Annotated in this window: 14 protein-coding genes and 4 pseudogenes; 12 read left to right on the forward strand and 6 right to left on the reverse strand. The window is 35.0% G+C overall.

Features of this window, described 5'->3' with window-relative positions; genetic code table 11:
• Positions 1-3: 3 nt before the first annotated feature.
• The 7 genes and pseudogenes from IPH11_08930 to gatD all read left to right on the forward strand — a co-directional run bounded on the left by IPH11_08930 (position 4) and on the right by gatD (position 7,892).
• Positions 4-531 carry a GNAT family N-acetyltransferase gene (locus IPH11_08930; GenBank protein ID MBK6913775.1) on the forward strand — a complete coding sequence of 176 codons (528 nt, stop codon included), beginning with the start codon at positions 4-6 and terminating at the stop codon, positions 529-531.
• Between the two features lie 275 nt (positions 532-806).
• Complete coding sequence (locus tag IPH11_08935) at positions 807-1,949, forward strand: acyl-CoA dehydrogenase family protein (GenBank protein ID MBK6913776.1); 1,143 nt, start codon at positions 807-809, stop codon at positions 1,947-1,949.
• 33 nt (positions 1,950-1,982) lie between these two features.
• Positions 1,983-2,234: a hypothetical protein gene (locus tag IPH11_08940; protein ID MBK6913777.1), complete on the forward strand. Its 252-nt coding sequence runs from the start codon at positions 1,983-1,985 to the stop codon at positions 2,232-2,234.
• Positions 2,235-2,410: 176 nt separating this feature from the next.
• Positions 2,411-3,634 (forward strand): peptidase C1, encoded by a 1,224-nt coding sequence (locus IPH11_08945; GenBank protein MBK6913778.1) that lies wholly within the window; start codon positions 2,411-2,413, stop codon positions 3,632-3,634.
• A 117-nt stretch (positions 3,635-3,751) separates the two neighbouring features.
• A complete protein-coding gene (locus tag IPH11_08950) occupies positions 3,752-5,551 on the forward strand; it encodes a Glu-tRNA(Gln) amidotransferase GatDE subunit E (GenBank protein ID MBK6913779.1) in 1,800 nt (599 codons plus the stop codon).
• A gap of 100 nt (positions 5,552-5,651) precedes the next feature.
• Positions 5,652-6,497, forward strand: a complete 846-nt coding sequence (locus tag IPH11_08955) for a Bro-N domain-containing protein (GenBank protein MBK6913780.1) — start codon at positions 5,652-5,654, stop codon at positions 6,495-6,497.
• Positions 6,497-7,892: pseudogene (gene gatD / locus IPH11_08960) on the forward strand (Glu-tRNA(Gln) amidotransferase subunit GatD). The gene IPH11_08955 and the pseudogene gatD overlap by 1 nt, the downstream one beginning before the upstream one ends.
• 294 nt (positions 7,893-8,186) lie before the next feature.
• Here gatD and IPH11_08965 read toward each other — a convergent pair.
• Positions 8,187-8,807 (reverse strand): hypothetical protein, encoded by a 621-nt coding sequence (locus IPH11_08965; protein MBK6913781.1) that lies wholly within the window; start codon positions 8,805-8,807, stop codon positions 8,187-8,189.
• Between the two features lie 756 nt (positions 8,808-9,563).
• A pseudogene (rsgA, locus tag IPH11_08970) lies at positions 9,564-10,644 on the reverse strand (ribosome small subunit-dependent GTPase A).
• Between the two features lie 164 nt (positions 10,645-10,808).
• Between rsgA and IPH11_08975 the strand changes: the two are divergent.
• From IPH11_08975 to IPH11_08990, 4 genes are all read left to right on the forward strand, one after another.
• A complete protein-coding gene (locus IPH11_08975; GenBank protein MBK6913782.1) occupies positions 10,809-11,003 on the forward strand; it encodes a YwbE family protein in 195 nt (64 codons plus the stop codon).
• 135 nt (positions 11,004-11,138) lie between these two features.
• The gene (locus IPH11_08980; GenBank protein MBK6913783.1) at positions 11,139-11,693 is read left to right on the forward strand and encodes a hypothetical protein; all 555 of its coding nucleotides are present in this window, start codon (positions 11,139-11,141) and stop codon (positions 11,691-11,693) included.
• Positions 11,660-12,244 (forward strand): ATP-binding protein, encoded by a 585-nt coding sequence (locus IPH11_08985; GenBank protein ID MBK6913784.1) that lies wholly within the window; start codon positions 11,660-11,662, stop codon positions 12,242-12,244. The genes IPH11_08980 and IPH11_08985 overlap by 34 nt, the downstream gene beginning before the upstream one ends.
• Positions 12,241-12,906 (forward strand): DUF4276 family protein, encoded by a 666-nt coding sequence (locus IPH11_08990; GenBank protein ID MBK6913785.1) that lies wholly within the window; start codon positions 12,241-12,243, stop codon positions 12,904-12,906. The genes IPH11_08985 and IPH11_08990 overlap by 4 nt, the downstream gene beginning before the upstream one ends.
• Before the next feature lie 228 nt (positions 12,907-13,134).
• On the opposite strand, the gene tnpA is transcribed toward IPH11_08990, so the two are convergent.
• Both tnpA and IPH11_09000 read right to left on the reverse strand, forming a co-directional pair.
• A complete protein-coding gene (gene tnpA, locus IPH11_08995; GenBank protein MBK6913786.1) occupies positions 13,135-13,578 on the reverse strand; it encodes an IS200/IS605 family transposase in 444 nt (147 codons plus the stop codon).
• A 145-nt stretch (positions 13,579-13,723) separates the two neighbouring features.
• Positions 13,724-14,287 (reverse strand): hypothetical protein, encoded by a 564-nt coding sequence (locus IPH11_09000; GenBank protein MBK6913787.1) that lies wholly within the window; start codon positions 14,285-14,287, stop codon positions 13,724-13,726.
• 273 nt (positions 14,288-14,560) lie between these two features.
• Between IPH11_09000 and rsmI the strand changes: the two are divergent.
• Positions 14,561-15,234 (forward strand): annotated as a pseudogene (rsmI, locus tag IPH11_09005) (16S rRNA (cytidine(1402)-2'-O)-methyltransferase).
• A gap of 96 nt (positions 15,235-15,330) precedes the next feature.
• On the opposite strand, the pseudogene rlmD reads toward rsmI, so the two are convergent.
• Positions 15,331-16,782: pseudogene (gene rlmD, locus IPH11_09010) on the reverse strand (23S rRNA (uracil(1939)-C(5))-methyltransferase RlmD).
• Complete coding sequence (locus tag IPH11_09015; GenBank protein MBK6913788.1) at positions 16,782-17,492, reverse strand: hypothetical protein; 711 nt, start codon at positions 17,490-17,492, stop codon at positions 16,782-16,784. The pseudogene rlmD and the gene IPH11_09015 overlap by 1 nt, the downstream one beginning before the upstream one ends.
• Positions 17,493-17,570 lie beyond the last annotated feature (78 nt).

The raw sequence follows: 17,570 nt of genomic DNA on the forward strand, positions 1-17,570 counted from the left end.
ATTGTGAATAATTTAAATTTAAAAAAAGCTGAAATTGAGGATGCAGAACTAATCTATAAATTAATAGATGAGTCACGTGAGAATCTTCGTCAATGGCTTACCTGGGTTGATATTTCTAAATCACCAATCTTTACCGAAAATTATCTTATTGAAAATTTACTTTCTGATTTTTACTCTGGCAGATCGATTTTTGAAATATTTCTTGATGATAATTTTTGTGGAATGATTGATCTTCATAATGGAAACAAAGAATTGAAATCTGTTGATATCGGATATTGGGTCGGAGAAAAATATCAAGGCAGAAACATTGCAACTGATGCTTGTAGATTATTAATCAACTTAGTCTTTAACAATTATGAGATTGACACTATATTTATAAGATGCGCTGAAGAGAACGTAAAAAGCCGCAGCATTCCTCAGAAATTATCTTTTGAATTGGTCGACACGACCTCAGAAATATTGATTCGTGACAAAACCTATAGACTGTTAGTTTATTCATTAAAAAAATCCGCATGGACCGCATTACAGTAAGTAACCAATGCTAATTCCAAATTGTCCTGCCAAAACTTTACATAGTTATTAAGTTCTCAATACTTAGAAAATAATTTAATTTATTCTTTCAATTGAAAATGTATATTCGTTTTTAAGTTAAAAGATGTCAAAAATCTTCAATAACTGCTTCATAACTCTTGGAATATTATTTGTTATTAAAATTTATCTTTATCAAGAATAGTTCGCACTAATTGATATAAATAAAGTAAACAAGCGTAGTCTTATAAACATGATGAGAAAAGGTTAAAATAAATATGATGGAACTTAAGTTTACAGAAGAACAAATCATGCTTCGCGATATGGTTCGTGATTTCACAAATAATGAGATAAAGCCAATTGCTTCAAAAATTGACAAAGAAGGAAAAATCCCTACGGACCTAATCAAGAAAATGGCTGAGCTTGGATTCCTTGGAGTGGCATTCCCCGAAAAATTTGGAGGCGGTGGTTTTGGCGAATTAGGATATTGCTTGATGCAGGAAGAAATTGCACGCGGCTGCATGTCAACCGCAACTTTTATCGGCGCTCATCAATCTATCGGCACAAATGCAATATTCAATGGTGCTTCCGAAGAACAGAAAATGAAATTTATCCCTCCTCTTGCTGCAGGCGAAAAAATCGCTGCTTTCGGATTGACCGAGGCAACTGCTGGCTCCGATTCTTTTCACATAAAAACCAAAGCCGAACTCGTTGGAAATGAGTGGGTGATAAATGGAGAAAAACTATGGATTACAAACGGCGGACTTGCAAATATCATTTCACTTTTTGCACGAACAGGAAAAGGGATTAGTTTATTTGTTGTTGAAACAGAACGCGATGGTTTTAAAGCCGGTCCTCCCGAAAAGAAAATGGGAATCAAAGGCAGCATGACTAACGCATTAAGTTTTGAAAATGTCCGCATTCCGAAAGAAAATCTTATCGGTACTGAAGGAAGGGGTTTCGTTTATGCGATGCGGACTCTTGACGCTGGAAGATTAGGTTTAGGCGCCGCCTGCCTCGGAGCTTCGAAAGAATTACTTGAACTTTCTACTAAATATTCAAAAGAAAGAATTCAGTTCGATCATCCTATCGCACAATTTCAAGCAATACAATTTATGCTTGCTGAAATGGCTGTGATGACTTACAACATGGAATCAATAGTTTACCGCACTGCTGCGGATTATGAATTTGGGAAAGATATTTCACGTCAGTCTGCAATGGTAAAATTATACTGCTCCGAATCGCTTGACAAAATAGCAGATTGCGCAGTACAGATTCATGGCGGGATGGGGTATTCACAGGAATTGTCAATCGAACGTATGTATCGGGATTCTCGCATCAATAGAATTTTTGAAGGAACAAATGAAATCCAAAAAGGAATTATCGCAAGGGAAGTAATCAAGAAGAACGGTAAAGTTTAACCATATTATTAATAAATCAAAGTGAGTTGTTCTATGCCATTAACAAAAGCTAAAGCAGCAGTTAAGTCAAAATCAAAAAGCAAAAAATTTTTCTACTATAGAATTTTTGATGATAATGAAAATAAAAATTATCTAAAAAGTGTTCTCACTCATAAGCAGGTTGAAAAATATTTAAAAGCTTTTGAGAAGACTCATCAAAAATATTTTAATTCTGAATTTGCTGAACATCTTCGAAAGTATGATCGTAAAGTTGAGATAGTAGAAGTACAGGACATTTCGTATTAAAACGGCTCTCAAAAACCTGCAGAACTTTCCGCCTCCTTTTTGTTCTGCAGGATTTTTTTTACTTGAAATACTAAGCTGATAATAAGTGCGTGTTTATCAAAATTCTTAAAAGTAAAATAATTTCTGCTTAAGTTTCATTTATTAAAATTTTGTACTAATATTTTTAAGGATTAATAATGAAATCTTCGATCTCAATTCTCTTTTTCACTTTCTGTTTTAGTCTTTCAATTATTTATGCTCAAGATAAAAACAAAGGCATCTTTACCGAGCCTAAGCCAGGCTATTATGATGAAATTCTGAAAAACATTAATGAATTTCAAAACCCACCCAAAGAAAAAAAGCAGTACTTTAAACTTGATTTTACCGGAATGGATATCCCCAAATCGAAAGAAGAGTTTAAATCTTTCTGGCACAATGATCCGATTTCACAAGGTCAAACAGGCACTTGCTGGTCTTTCTCTACCACCTCCTTCTTCGAATCGGAAGTCTATCGTTTAACCGGAAAAGAAGTTAGTCTTTCTCCAATTTATACTGCTTATTGGGAATATGTTGAAAAAGCAAAAGAGTTTATTCGCACGCGCGGTAAATCTCTTTTTGAAGAAGGCTCCGAAGCAAACGCTGTTTCAAGAATCTATCGTGAATATGGAATTGTTCCTGCAAATGTTTGTTCCGGCTTACTTCCCGGTCAACTTTCTCACGATCACAGCAAATTGATAAATGAAATGAAGACCTATCTTGAATCTGTCAAGACAACCAATTCTTGGAATGAAAAGGAAGTCGTTGAGGTAATAAAATCAATACTTAATCACTATCTTGGCGAAATGCCAACAGAAGTTGTTGCCGATGGAAACAAATATACTCCAAAAGAATATCTAAATAATTATTTAAAATTAAATATGGATGATTATGTAGATGTTTTATCATATATGCAAAAACCGTATTGGCAGCAAGTTGAATATGAAGTACCTGATAACTGGTGGCACAACAAAGATTATTTCAACGTTCCTCTTGATGATTTTATGACAATACTAAAAAATGCAATTAAGAATGGCTACACATTGGCAATTGGCGGAGATGTTAGCGAAGCTGGTTATGATAGCTGGACAAAGTGTGCGGTCGTTCCAACGTTTGATATTCCGTCTGAATATATTGATGAGAACGCAAGGCAATTTAGATTCAGTAATCAAACAACAACTGATGATCACGGAATCCATTTGGTTGGATATAAAGAACTCGATGGCACGACATGGTTCTTGATAAAAGATTCAGGTGCTGGCTCTCGCAACACGGGAGATAAAGGATACTATTTTTATCACGAAGATTACGTTAAACTTAAAATAATGGATTTTATGGTTCATAAAGATATGTTTAAGGATTATTTCTCAAAGTTTAATAAATAGAAATAGAACGCGGATGACACGGATAACTCTGGTTAGCGCGGATTAATCCGTGATGATCCGTTTAATCCGCGTCATCCGTGTTCTATTGTTTTAAAAAATAACAACTGTGGCTCACTTATGTACGATTTTATCTTCAAACCCTTCAATGAAATGACTGAAGACGATTACAAAAAGATCGGATTCAAATCTGGATTAGAAATTCATCAACAACTTTTAACCGAGAAAAAACTTTTCTGCCGCTGTCCAGCAGGAAAATATACCAGGGAATTTGATGCGGAAATTTTACGCCACATGCGTCCCACTCTTTCTGAAATGGGGGTTTATGACGGTACAGCTTTAATGGAATTTAAGACTAAGAAAAACATCATTTATCACATCAAACGCGAAACAGTTTGTACTTACGAAATGGATGACACTCCGCCATTCCTAATAAACGAAGATGCTCTTGAGATAGCAATTGGAATTGGAATCTTATACAACTGTAACATAGTCGATGAGCTTCATATTGCGCGCAAGCAGTATTTAGATGGAAGTATTCCAACAGGTTTTCAGCGAACAGCAATATATGCTCTTGATGGATGGATTCCGTACAAAGATAGAAAAGTAAAAATTGTTCAGATGTCTATTGAAGAAGATTCGTGCAGGGAAGTTTCTGACATCGGACACGAAAGAGTTTATCTTACAGACCGACTCGGTATGCCGTTGATTGAAACTGTAACTGAACCTGCAATGCGAACACCGCAAGAAGTCGTTGAAATTAAAGGCGTTCCTCAGATTACATTAATTCCGCTTCTTACTTATAACGAAGCGATGAGACAATGGAATCTTTTACGATTAAGAGAGGAATTAAAAAAACGCGGCATAACACCCGAAACATTTAAAGCTGAATCTTATGACATAACAAAACTGTTAAAGAAAGTTCATTACGCCCCATTAAAAAGTGCTGCAGATTCTGGAATGAAAATTAGTTGCGTTGTGTTAAAAGGATTTAAAGATTTACTCCATTGGCACACACAAACCGACACTTATTTCTCAAAAGAAATTTCTGATCGCGTTAGAGTTATTGCTTGCTTAACTAACATTCCTAATCTTATACACTCAGATAGCAAGAGCGATACAATTAGTTCAGCTGATTGGTTAAAAATTAAAAAATTTACAAACGCTGCTGATACTGATACAATGGTAATTGTGTGGGGAAGTGACGATGATGTTAAAACAGCAGTAAATGAAATTATAATTCGCGCGAAAGAAGCAACAATAGGAATTCCATCTGAAACGCGACAAGCAATGAGCGATGGAACAAACGGATTTGAACGCATACTTCCGGGGGCGGATAGAATGTATCCTGATACAGATCTTCCGCCGAAAAAGATTACTAAAGAAAAATTAGATAAAATAAAATCCTGGTTACCACAGCAATTCTGGAAAAGAATAGAATGGTATATCAAGCTCGGAATTCCCAAAGACACAATTGAAGAACTGTCCATTTCTCCTTATGCAGATCTTTTTAAGAAAGCTGTAAATGATTGGAAAATAAATCCAACGACGGTGTCAGTATTTCTTATTCAATATCCTAAAAGATTGAAAAAGAAAGGAAGCATGATTGAATGGATGCATGAAGGAATGTTTGAGGGAATATTAAAATCCTTTGCTGTGGGAAAAATTCCACAAGATGCTTTGCTCACAACATTAAAAACAGTTGCCGAGCTTGGAGCTTTCACAGAAGAAGTGATTCAGAATCCTGCAAGTGAAAAAGAAGTTGATGAAATAATTAATTCTGCAAAATCAGATTGTGATAAGATGACCATTTATAATCAAAACAGTAAAAGTATTTTGTTGATGGGAATGATAATGAAAAAACTTCGCGGCAGAATTCCTGCAAAAGATGTTGCTGATAGAATTGGTTTTGTAAATTAATTATCCAGTAATTAGAAAAATTAATTTTTTATAAAACGTTTTAATGTTACTTAAAACTAAATTTCTTATGCAAAATTTTAACAAATGACGGAATCAATCAATGGAAAAAATTAAGACAGCCGTAAAGATATTTGAGCAAAAACGAGTTCGTTCTCTCTGGAATGAACAGGAGGAAAAGTGGTACTTTTCTGTTATTGATGTTATTGCCATATTAACCGAACAAACACATTACCAGAAAGCCAGAAAATATTGGAATAAGTTAAAAGAAAGATTATTATCCGAAGGAAATGAAACGGTGACAAATTGTCACCAGTTGAAATTAGAGGCAGATGATGGTAAAATGCGGTTGACAGACGTTTTGGATACAGAACAGTTTTTTAGATTAGTGCAGTCAATCCCTTCTAAAAAAGCAGAGCCATTTAAACTGTGGCTGGCTAAAGTAGCAAGAGAACGCATTGATGAAATTGAGGATCCTGAAATAGGTATAGATCGATTGATGGAAACATACCTTAAAAAAGGATACAGTAAAGAATGGATTAATCAACGTTTAAAAAGTATTGAGGTACGAAAAGATCTAACTGATGAATGGGATAATCGAGGAGTAAAAAAAGGGCAAGAGTATGCTATACTTACTGATGAAATTACAAAAGCCTGGAGCAGTTTTTCTGTTAAGCAATACAAAAAGCATAAAGGATTAAAAAAAGAAAATCTAAGAGATAACATGAGCAATTTGGAACTTGTTCTAAATATGCTTGCCGAAGCTACCACAACAGAAATTAGCAAAGAAAAGAAACCAAAAACATTTGATGAAAATAAAATCATTGCAAAACAAGGAGGGACAATTGCGGGAAATACTCGAAAAGAAATAGAGAAAAAAACAGGCAAGAAGGTGGTTACAAAACTAAATGCAAAAAATTATTTAAATGACAAAAAGAAATTAAAATAATGGCTGAGATAAATTTAGAAGATTACAAAGGTTATCGTGGGGTTGCATTAAACACTCTGCAAAAATTTAAAACGCCTATCTGGAGCGATGTAGAAATTCTTACTGATGAAGGAAGTTTTAAAGGATTAATTCTTCCGCGCTCAGAAACAGCGGATGAATTTCATATCGTTATAAAAATGCCTATCGGGTATAACATCGGAATTGCTGCTGAAAAAATTAAAGACGTAAAAATATTTGGAAGGAAAGAAGCTCATTATAAAATTCCTGAAAAAGATTTTCCTTACGATCCTAAAAAACCAAAAGTAAAGTTGCTCGGTACCGGCGGAACAATTGCATCACGATTGGATTATAGAACCGGCGCAGTTATTCCAGCATTTTCTCCCGGCGAACTTTACGGATCAGTACCCGAGCTTGCAGATATTTGCAATCTTGATACTGAAAAACTATACGGTGTGTTCAGCGAAAATATGGGACCCGAACAATGGATTGGACTTGCTGAAGCAATAGGTAGAGAAATTGAAAAAGGTGTGCAGGGAATTGTAATCGGACATGGAACAGATACAATGCATCACACCGCGGCAATACTTTCTTTTATGGTGCAGGATTCCCCGGTCCCGATTGTGATGGTTGGCTCACAGCGTTCGAGAGATAGACCATCAGCCGATGCAGCATTGAATTTAATTCATTCGGTGACAACAGCAGCAATAAGTGATATTGCTGAAGTAATGGTTTGTATGTTTGGTCCGACCAGTGATATGTACGGCTTACTTCATCGCGGAACGCGTGTAAGAAAAATGCATTCAAGTTATCGTTCAACTTTCAGAACTATTGGTGATATTCCAATTGCAACTGTAAGTCGTGATAAAGTTACTCCAATCCGTGATGATTATAAACGCAGAAGATTTGATAACGATGTAAAAGTAAATGCAGTGTTTGATGACAGAGTTGCAATAGTTTATTATTACCCGAATATGAAACCAGATATGATTGATTCATTGATTGACAATGGTTACAAAGGAATTGTAATTGCAGGCACAGGGCTTGGACATGTAAACAAACCTCTTTATCCGGCATTAAAGCGAGCAAAAGAAAAAGGTGTTGCGGTTTATATGACGGTCCAAACACTTTGGGGATATGTGCAGATGTATGTTTACGATACCGGCAGAGATATGATGGAACTTGGTGTTATTCCTGCTGCAAATATGTTGCCGGAAGTTGCTTATATGAAACTCGGATGGGCATTTGGACAAACAGATGATTTAGCAAAAAGTAAAAGAGATAATGTTAACCCCAATTGCAGGAGAAATTACAGAGCGTGAACCAAGTAATGGTTATTTAATTTATCAGGGCGGCTTGCCTGAAGTTGAAGAGTTTATAAAGCAGTATAGAAAGTAAGTCGCTGACTGTTGACATTGCAGCGGTGATTGATACCTTATAAGCGCTTATAATATTTGTTTAGTAATCCAGCATTTTAAAAGGGAATAAAATGAACAAGTTTACAATATTCTTTTTACTTGTAATATTTTCAAATACGCACTCCTTTCTACAAGCTATTCATAAGAACAGCGATATATTTTTTCTTGACGATCACAACGGTTTGATGAAATAATTTTCTTTGCCCTATGGTCTCCTTTACTAAAAGTCCCGCTTCGTTGGCGGGGCTTTTTTTAGCAGATATTTTTTAACCTATCAAACAACAATCGAAACAACATCCGACTCCATCCCCACCGTGTCGTTACCAAGAAAATATGCAGCGATATAATCTCTTTGTTCCGGTGCTGAAGTTAGATTAGGGCGATCATCAATAACCGGACTCCTAATAGATTTAGCGAAGAATCTGAATTCCGTTTCAGCGCCGCGCCTGCTTTTAATGATAACACCATCAGCAATATTTTTTTTGAATGAACATCTGATTTTCTTTTCAGGCAGTTTGAGAAGATGAAGAACCGGTTTAATTTTATCCGTGTCAACTTCCTTCTCATCAAGTTCTACCCCTAAATCCTCACCGATATTTAATGTATAGGTGGGGCTATGTTTGATAACCTGAACCAGATTCCTGATGCCGTTAATCCCGGAAACCAAAACTTCCCTTTCTGAACGGGTAAGCTGAGCAGCATTTTTGAAAGTTGCCTCTGCCTCCACCTGTGCGGCATAAGTTGCGCGGAAATTTGTGATTAAATTTGTAATTGCCGTTACAACCGCCGGCGCAACACCTAAAGCTGCGGCGTGAAAAGCAAGTTTTGCTGAAAAATTTTCGAGCCAAGTATCAAATACATCAACCAATTTCGGCAGATAATCTACTTTTGCCATAAGTACCTCCTTGAAATAAATGAATGAAACCTACTAATTAAGAAAATCTATAAAGTGATCTTTACAGCAGAACTACAAACCTTTGTAGGTTTTGAACTACGCTGCATTTTTCACTAAATAATTATTTTTACCTTTGGCGGTAAATATGAAAATTAGAAATAAAAAGCAACTATTCTCCCGAACATTTACATTAGTTCTTGAAATATGTACAGCAGATTATAAATGTGGTAAAGAAGATTTCAATAAATGTACCCAAGATTATAAAAAATGTACATAAGATATCATTTTGAATAAATAAGATAGTAACTTATGTAAATAAGTTATCAACATACATAAATAAGATATAATCTTCTGTAAATAAGATGATATCTCCGGTAAATAAGATGTAATCTTCCGTAAATAAGATAATATCTCCGGTAAATAAGATGGTATCTTACGTAAATAAGATATGAACTTATGTAAATAAGATGGCATCTTACGTAAATAAGTTATCATCATCTGTACAGAAGATGTCATCTTATGTGCGATATTTAACGATTTTCGAAGTTTGGGGTGATTTTGGGGGGAAATGGTTGCGGATTAGGAGGGAATTATCAATTATAAAAACGGGAGTGCAGTAAAAGTAATCACATTGTGCTGGTTACGGCATAAAGATTTATTTTCTAAACGGTGCAGACCAAAGCAGATGTCTATCGAAGAGGTTTACTAATTCGTTTAAATTAAAATTTTTGGTGAGATATGATTTCATAACATCATTCACTTATAACTGTCTTTTCTGTTTTTTATTTCTTTCATCGTAGAGTTAAAAAACTTTCCCCACTTTTTATCCTTCTGCCTCTTTTCAACATAGGACATTTCGTTATATAAAGACTCTTTGTAGATCTTTATGAAGTTATTATAACGCTCTTCAGAAATCTCTCCACGCCCGACCGCTTCCAGAACTGCGCAACCTGCTTCAACTGTGTGAGTGCAATCTTTGTAACGGCATTGATCTGACAGCGCGTCAATTTCGTTGAACGTATCACCAAGACCGGACTCATTCGAGATCACTCCCAGTTCACGCATTCCGGGGTTATCAATTATGATCGCCCCCCTTCCAGAACTATAAGTTCGCGCCGGGTGGTGGTGTGTTTTCCTCTTCCGTCTTTCTCCCTGATCGGCTGTGTTTTATATAGGTCCTGATGAACTAAATTATTCAGCAAAGTGGTTTTGCCGACACCGGAGGAACCAAGCAGGCAATAAGTTTTATTAGCAGTAAAAAAAGTTTTAATGTTTTCAATATCGCTTGCGCTGTTGTTGCTGAAAGCCGTGATACTAATATCAGGTAGAATATTACGGATTTGATTTTTCTTCTCTTCAATTTCATCTCCACTTATAAGATCACTTTTACTTACGAAAAAAGCCGGAGTAATCCTGCCCTCGTTTATCATAACTAGATATCGTTCGAGCCGTCTTAAATTAAAATTGGAATCAAGCGACTGCATAATGATTGCAGTATCAATATTAGCAGCGATGAGCTGGTAATCAACTTTTTTACCGGATGCTTTTCTTTTTAATAATGATTTACGCGGAAGTATATCGTGAATAATTGCAAGCGAATCATCATCAAACAATTGTGCATAAACCCAATCACCAACAGCAGGCAGATCAAGCGAGTCCTCTGAGTTAAATAAAAACTTTCCTGTCAGCTCTGCATAAATATCTTTTACGCCATTGGAAACAACAAAGCTGTTCTTATTTACACTTATTACTCTTACAATTTTAAAATCAGGGGTTTAGATAGATCGATTTTATCTTTAACCCGGTTATCAAATCCAAGCTTTTCAATGTTATCCATAACAAATAATTTATCTAAATTTTATGAGAAGATGGTTTTCTTTTAATGCACTTATTTTAATTACTTTTACTACACGCAAAATTAGCAAAAGCTTTTGAAGTTATCACTTTCAATCTGTATAAATGATGTGCATATAATTATAAAACTTAAACAGGATATTTTTAATGAGTGAAATTAAGCGAGCTGAAATAAAAACGGGAATGCAAGTAAAAATAGTTTTGAAAGAAGACCAACGTACCGGCAATCTTACAGAAGGAATTGTTAAAGATATTCTAACAAAATCTCCAAAGCATCCTCACGGAATAAAAGTACGGCTTGAAACAGGTGAAGTTGGACGGGTTAAGGAAGTTTTGAATTAGAGCAATTATCAAAGCTAAATGATACGCTGGTGTTGGCAATTATTTTAATTAAATTATGCGTTAGTAGTATTATAAACCAATATATTTACAATATAAAATCGTTAATGTTTCAAATCATTAAGGGAATGTAAAATTATGCAGATAATTGACTATGAATATAAAAGCCCAGATTGGGAATTTTGTAAGGTTCAATTTCAAAAAATCAACTTGATTGTTGGCGATTCTGGGACAGGTAAAACTCGACTACTTAACACTATTTTTAATTTGGGAACTTATGTAGCACAGGGCAAACCAGGTGGAGAAGGTGAATGGAATGTTTCACTTAAAATTGAAAACGATATTTATAATTGGAAAGTATCTAACGTAAAAGAGGGAAACAATATAGTAGTAAAAAATGAAAAGTTGATATTGAATGGAAGATCTATTCTTGAAAGAGATGGGGACAAGTTTTACTTTGATAAATTTCAAACTTTGCCGAAGCTCTCAAAAAATGAATTATCAATATATATTCTTAAAGAAGAAGAACTGATCAAGCCAATTTACGACGGTTTCTCGCGAATGCTAAGAAGAAAATTCTTTGATGACGATTTAAAAAAAATTCGCATATTACTTTCACCGGTGAAAAACGACTTAACTCCATTGGTAAAGCTAAAGATTTGTTTGAGATGTATGCACAGGATTATCCTTTAAATATTAGACTTTATGTCTTATCTAAATACTTTCCAAAAATTTTCAAAGACATAGAAATATTCTACGGAGAAACATTTGGATTCATAAGTGAAATGGCAATTCTTGACAGTAAAGAATTTGAATCAATTGAGTTGCCCGGTGGGGCACCTATCTTTTGCATTAAGGAAAGAAATATTAATAAATGGCTTCGATTAGATGAACTTTCTTCAGGAATGCAAAAAGTATTACTTATACTTACCGATATTCTCTCATTTCCCCCTGGAATTATCTATTTATTAGATGAATATGAAAATTCTTTAGGTCCTGGCGCCATTGATTTCCTACCTAATCTCTTAGCATCTAAGGAGATAGATTTGCAGATAATATTCACAAGTCACCATCCGTATATAATTAGTCATATTCCTGTTGATAATTGGTATGTTGCCCATCGCAACGCTTCAAAAGTTCAATTTGAGTATGGGGAAAAATTAGTTGACAGATATAAGGTTTCAAGTCAAGAAAAATATATACAATTATTAAATGATCCTTATTATAGCGAGGGAATAGAGTGAACATTTATGTTGTTGTTGAGGGAGAACGTTCCGCCAGGAAAATCTATAAAACCTGGATCCCAATAGTAAACCCATTATTACAATCCATTGATTACTTAAATCAACTTAGTCAAAATAATTTTTTCATCTTAGCTGGATTTGGACAGTCTCAATTTCTGACTAGTCAAATCGAGAATGCCATTAATGATGTTAATAACCTCCCCTTTGACAGATTAGTCTTGGCTATAGATTCTGAAAATCAGAGTTTTCAAGAAAAGTTTGATGAATTAACAGAACGTGTCAGAGGACTTGGGTGTAAAATTCAAGTTAATTATATAATCCAACATTTTTGTTTCGAAACTTGGCTCTTGGGTAATAAACAAACATTTAGAAGAAAGACTGAAGATAATGAACTTCAGACATTCAGAGCCATATTTGATGTTCGTAATAACGATCCTGAATTATTACCTAAGAATGAAGAGAGGGGGTGGAATAGATCACAATTTGCGCTACAATACTTAAAAGCTGGCCTAAGAGATGTACATCCATCAAATAGAAGTCCTTACACAAAAAGTCACCCAGGTGTCGTTGCAACGGAAGGATACTTCAACCAAGTTAAAAATCGTCATTTGGATGAGCGCCATATAATGAGTTTCCAAGGCTTTCTTGAAGCATTTATTTAAATATTGATTTATCCTTCGGAACTAGAAACAATATATTAAACAAAAAACCGAAGAAGTCTTCTCCTACGATTTGTAATTTCCTAGTTCAGGAGCTGATACAGACGCACCGGGCGGTAAGGGCTTAAACTTCCCAATTCTTTCCAAAGAAAACAACGGGGAGGAATAATTTTTAACCCACGACTTCAGTCGTGGGAAACAAACGTAGAACGAATTCCCACAGAAACCGATTCATCGGTTTTCTACATTTAATCCATACTTCTCGGCAAATCTATTGTATTCGTCTGCAAAGCTCATCTTCTTGTGGTGCTCCTTCTGATTTGCTATATACTTTCGCATTTCATTGATCATCGACTCACTTACAGAAAAAGCCCCATAGCCGGTTTGCCATGCAAATTTAGCTTTCAAAAATTTACTTTGATTTATCCAATGGGAAGAATTTCCTTTTATATTCTTTACAATTTCAGCAAGCGAATAATTTTGATTTTGTAAAAATGAAATGTGAATGTGGTCTGCAGTTCCGTTAATTATATCAACATTACAGTCAAAATCTTTTTCAAGTAGATTTCTGATATGACTGTATAGCTGCTTTTCAAAGGACTGATTTATAAGTGGAAATCTTTCCTTAGTCCCGAAAATAAGATGTATCCAGATTTTGGTTAGTGAGTGTGGCATATTATTATGTAAAACGGTTGTCCATAGGACTCCTGTGGAGAAACCGTTGAAATATAATTTGAATTTTTTTATACCCACGGATAAATCCGTGGGTTACAATTTGTACGTTAAAATAAAGTCCATCCCGGTTTAACAGGAACATCTATCACGATATCAATTTAACTGTTGCAATGACAATAAGAATACTAATCACGCCAAGCACTGTAAAGTAACCAACGGCTTTAAGATTTAGTTTTAAAATAGCAGAGCTTCTCCAAACGATAATGAATAAAATTAACAGCACAATTGCAGCAAAGGTATAAGCGCCTATATTTAACATTGCCGATATGTAAGCTTCGTCCTGCTTGTTAAATCCTCCCAATATAATAGAAAAGAAACGTGCAAATCCGGCAAAGAAAACAACCGGGTAAACATAAATTGATTTTGTTTTTTCTATAACTATCAAAAAAATAATTGCCTGAAGAATTGTAAAAGCCGGACCACCCATACGAACTAATAAGTTGTCAGAGTTGTGAATGTAACTTCCGCTAAGAGGCGTAACATTATTTAAACTATAGAGCATTTTATTTCCTAACAATTCTCCAACAATCCAATGCCCAAACTCGTGAAAAAGATATGTTAGAAATGCGACTGGAATCATTATCAAAACAACTTTCCAGTTTATTCTGCTTTCAGTTAAATCATTCTTTATTTTGTCGGTAAGAAACATATTCTATATAAAATGTGTCTAGCGAAAGTTAAAAAACATTCTTTCTTCACAAACTTCATCATTCTTTCCAAAGAAAACAACGGTTTAAAATAAAAAACCACAAAATTTATTTCCTGCGGTTTACTAACAGCGACAAAGTCACTTTTCTCCCAAGGGGATGCCTTTGGAAGACAAGCTCAATGTAACAGTAGGCGCTTCTGATATAATGATAAGGTCATTTTATCATCAGCCTCTTCTTGAATTCGCTAACAATATTTTGTTTAATTTTGAATTATGAAAGCAAAACTCTACATCGTCGCAACGCCCATCGGCAATTACGAAGACATCACTCTCCGTGCATTGCGAATATTAAAAGAATGTGACTTTATTATCTGTGAAGAATTCAAAGATGCACGAAGATTGCTTGCTCATTTTAAAATTGAGAAGGAATTGTTTTCTTTAAATGAACACAATGAAAATGAAGTTGCTGATGAACTTCTACTAAAACTTGCGGAAGGAAAAACAGCAGCACTTATTTCAGATTGCGGACTCCGCTTTTTTCTGATCCCGGGCATCTGCTTGTTGATCTTGCAATCCAAAATAAAATTGATGTTGTTCCCGTGCCGGGGGCAAGTTCGTTGCTAACAGCTTTAGTCGGCAGCGGATTAGATTTTGAAAAGTTTTATTTCTACGGCTGGCTTTCCCCTAAAAAAGATATTCGCAGAAAACAACTCTTAGATTTGAAAAGAAGAAAAGAGACAATTGTTTTGATGGATACTCCATACAGATTAAAATCCCTTCTTGAAGATATTGTAAAACTTCTTGGCTCAAACATTCCTTGTGTGCTTGCGTTCGAGTTGACAAAAGCAGGAGAAAAATTTTATCGCGGTAATGCACAAAATATTTTTAGTCACGTGATAAAGGAAAACCTGAAGGGGGAGTTTGTGTTGATTATTAAAAACCAATAGAACGCAAATTGCTCAGATTAAGCGGATATACTCTGATTGCAAAAATCTGCGTTAATCTGCTCAATCAGCGTAATCTGAGTTCTATTTTTTTGCTTATTACTTCACAAGCAAAGCAACATTTTCAATGTGAAAGGTGTGGGGGAACATATCAACAGGTCTTATCTTTACAAGGTCATAGCCGAGGTCAACAAACTTTCGAATGTCGCGCACTTGTGTAGTCGGGTTGCAGCTTACATAAATAATTTTGCGGGGATTCATTTCCATCACATCGTAGATAGTGTTTTTATGAAGACCGCTTCTGGGAGGATCAAGAATTACCACATCAGGTTTTGGTAATCTTTTTCTTTTTTAACGCCGGGGCTATAGATTCCAGAAGATTTGCATTAATAAATTTCGTGTTGAAAACATTATTTGCAAGTGTATTTTCTTTTGCATCAAATATTGAAGTTTCAACACTTTCAAACCCAAAAACTTCTTTAACAAATTTTGAAATAAAAATTGCAATGCTTCCTGTTCCGCAGAATAAATCATAAACAATTTCATTGCCGGTAAACTCAGCGAAATCCACAACTGTTTGATAAAGTTTTTCAGCCTGCAAAGTATTTGTCTGAAAAAAAGAATTAGCACTTATCCTAAAATTGTACTTACCGATTGAATCGGTAATAAAACCACTTCCGTGATAAATCCGTTCATAATCTCCAACAGCGATAGAGGCTTTTTTAAGTGAGACATTATTTACAATGGTAGTTATCTCAGGAAATTGTTTTAACAAAGCTGCGGAGTATTCTTTCATTACTAATTCATTATCAGTGCCTGTAACAAGGTTGACCATAATGTCATCGGTATGATGCGAAGTTTTAATAACAAGATTACGCAAATAGCCGGTGTGAGTTTTGGTTGTGTAAACAGGAACGCCGCTGTCTTTAAATAAATCCCGTGTAAAGTTTACAATTTTGAGGCTTAATTCTGATTGCAAAAACATTCATCAATATCAAGCAGCCGATCGAAAAACCCCGGCAGGTGCAAGCCAAGTGCAAAGTTTGTAGTATCTCCTCCATTTGCCTTAAACTCGGCTTCAGGCAGCCATTTACGTTCCGCAAATGAAAACTCCATTTTATTTCTGTAGTAAAAAATTTTATCTGAGGAAAGAATAGTTTCGCAAATATAATCAGTCAGCCCCCCTATCTTTTCAAATATTTCCTTAACCTGCTGCTGTTTAAAATCAACCTGAGTCTGGTAGTTCAAGTCCTGCTGTTTACAGCCGCCGCAGTTACCAAAGTATTTACATTTCGGTTCAACTCTGAATTCGGAGGGCTTTATAATGTTAACTCGCTTTGCTTCGGAGTAGTTATTCTTAATTTTAGTTAAACGAGCAGAGACCTTGTCGCCGGGATAAGAACCGTCAACGAACACAACATAATTTGGTTGTTCACTCTCTGCTGATTTATCAGGAATAATGGAATTACGATTGACCCTTGCAATCCCCTTCCCTTCAAAAGCATATTTATCAATATCAACTTCTATCATATCCCCTATTTTAGTATTCATCATTGAACCTTTCTCAGAACGAGTGAAACAAATCCCATAAATTTATCCCCACCCAAATCCAAATAGACATTAGATTCGTGACTGATTTTTTTCAACAATTTTTTGTAATATTTGTTTTCATCTTCTGCCAATTGCCCAAGAGCTGTTTCGAGCATTCTTTTACTCTCTTTATAAAACTTAGTCAAGGTGAAAGATAAATCTGAAAACGCCATGACTTCAAATTTTCTATCTGTGTAATAATTTTGAATTTCACTTTTAAATAATGGAGAGATGGAAGATCGCTCCCATGCTTCATTCACGAATGCCGGAACATCTTCGGAAAGATTGACTAACTCACCGATTGAGATTATTGCTCTTTCAACAGAAATTCTTTTTAACTCTTTAATTATTTTATTTCTTCGTTTGTTTGAAACGGATGCTTGCGCAAATACAAGATCAAACTTTGGCTGAATAAAATCCAAATTATCAAATTCCATTAATCGGGTTTGTATTTGTTTAAAATCAGTCAATGCAATTCTTGCACGAAGAAGTGAGTCATTATCTTCTACAACGTGGTAAACCTCTGCAGCACCAAGCTGGTGAAATATTTTTGCAAATTCTTCACAGCCGGAACCAACGACGAGGATTTTTTTATTTCGTGGTTCAAAATAATTAAGAAGGTGATTCAGTTGTTTATCAGCGCCGGGGATGAAATATTTATTGCCGTTCAAAACATAACTCTTAAATTTTCTTTACTAAATTATAAAAATATTTTGAATTGAACTTACGCATTCGGCACATATATTTTG

The organism is Ignavibacteriales bacterium, assembly GCA_016709155.1.
Classification (GTDB): domain Bacteria; phylum Bacteroidota; class Ignavibacteria; order Ignavibacteriales; family Ignavibacteriaceae; genus JADJEI01.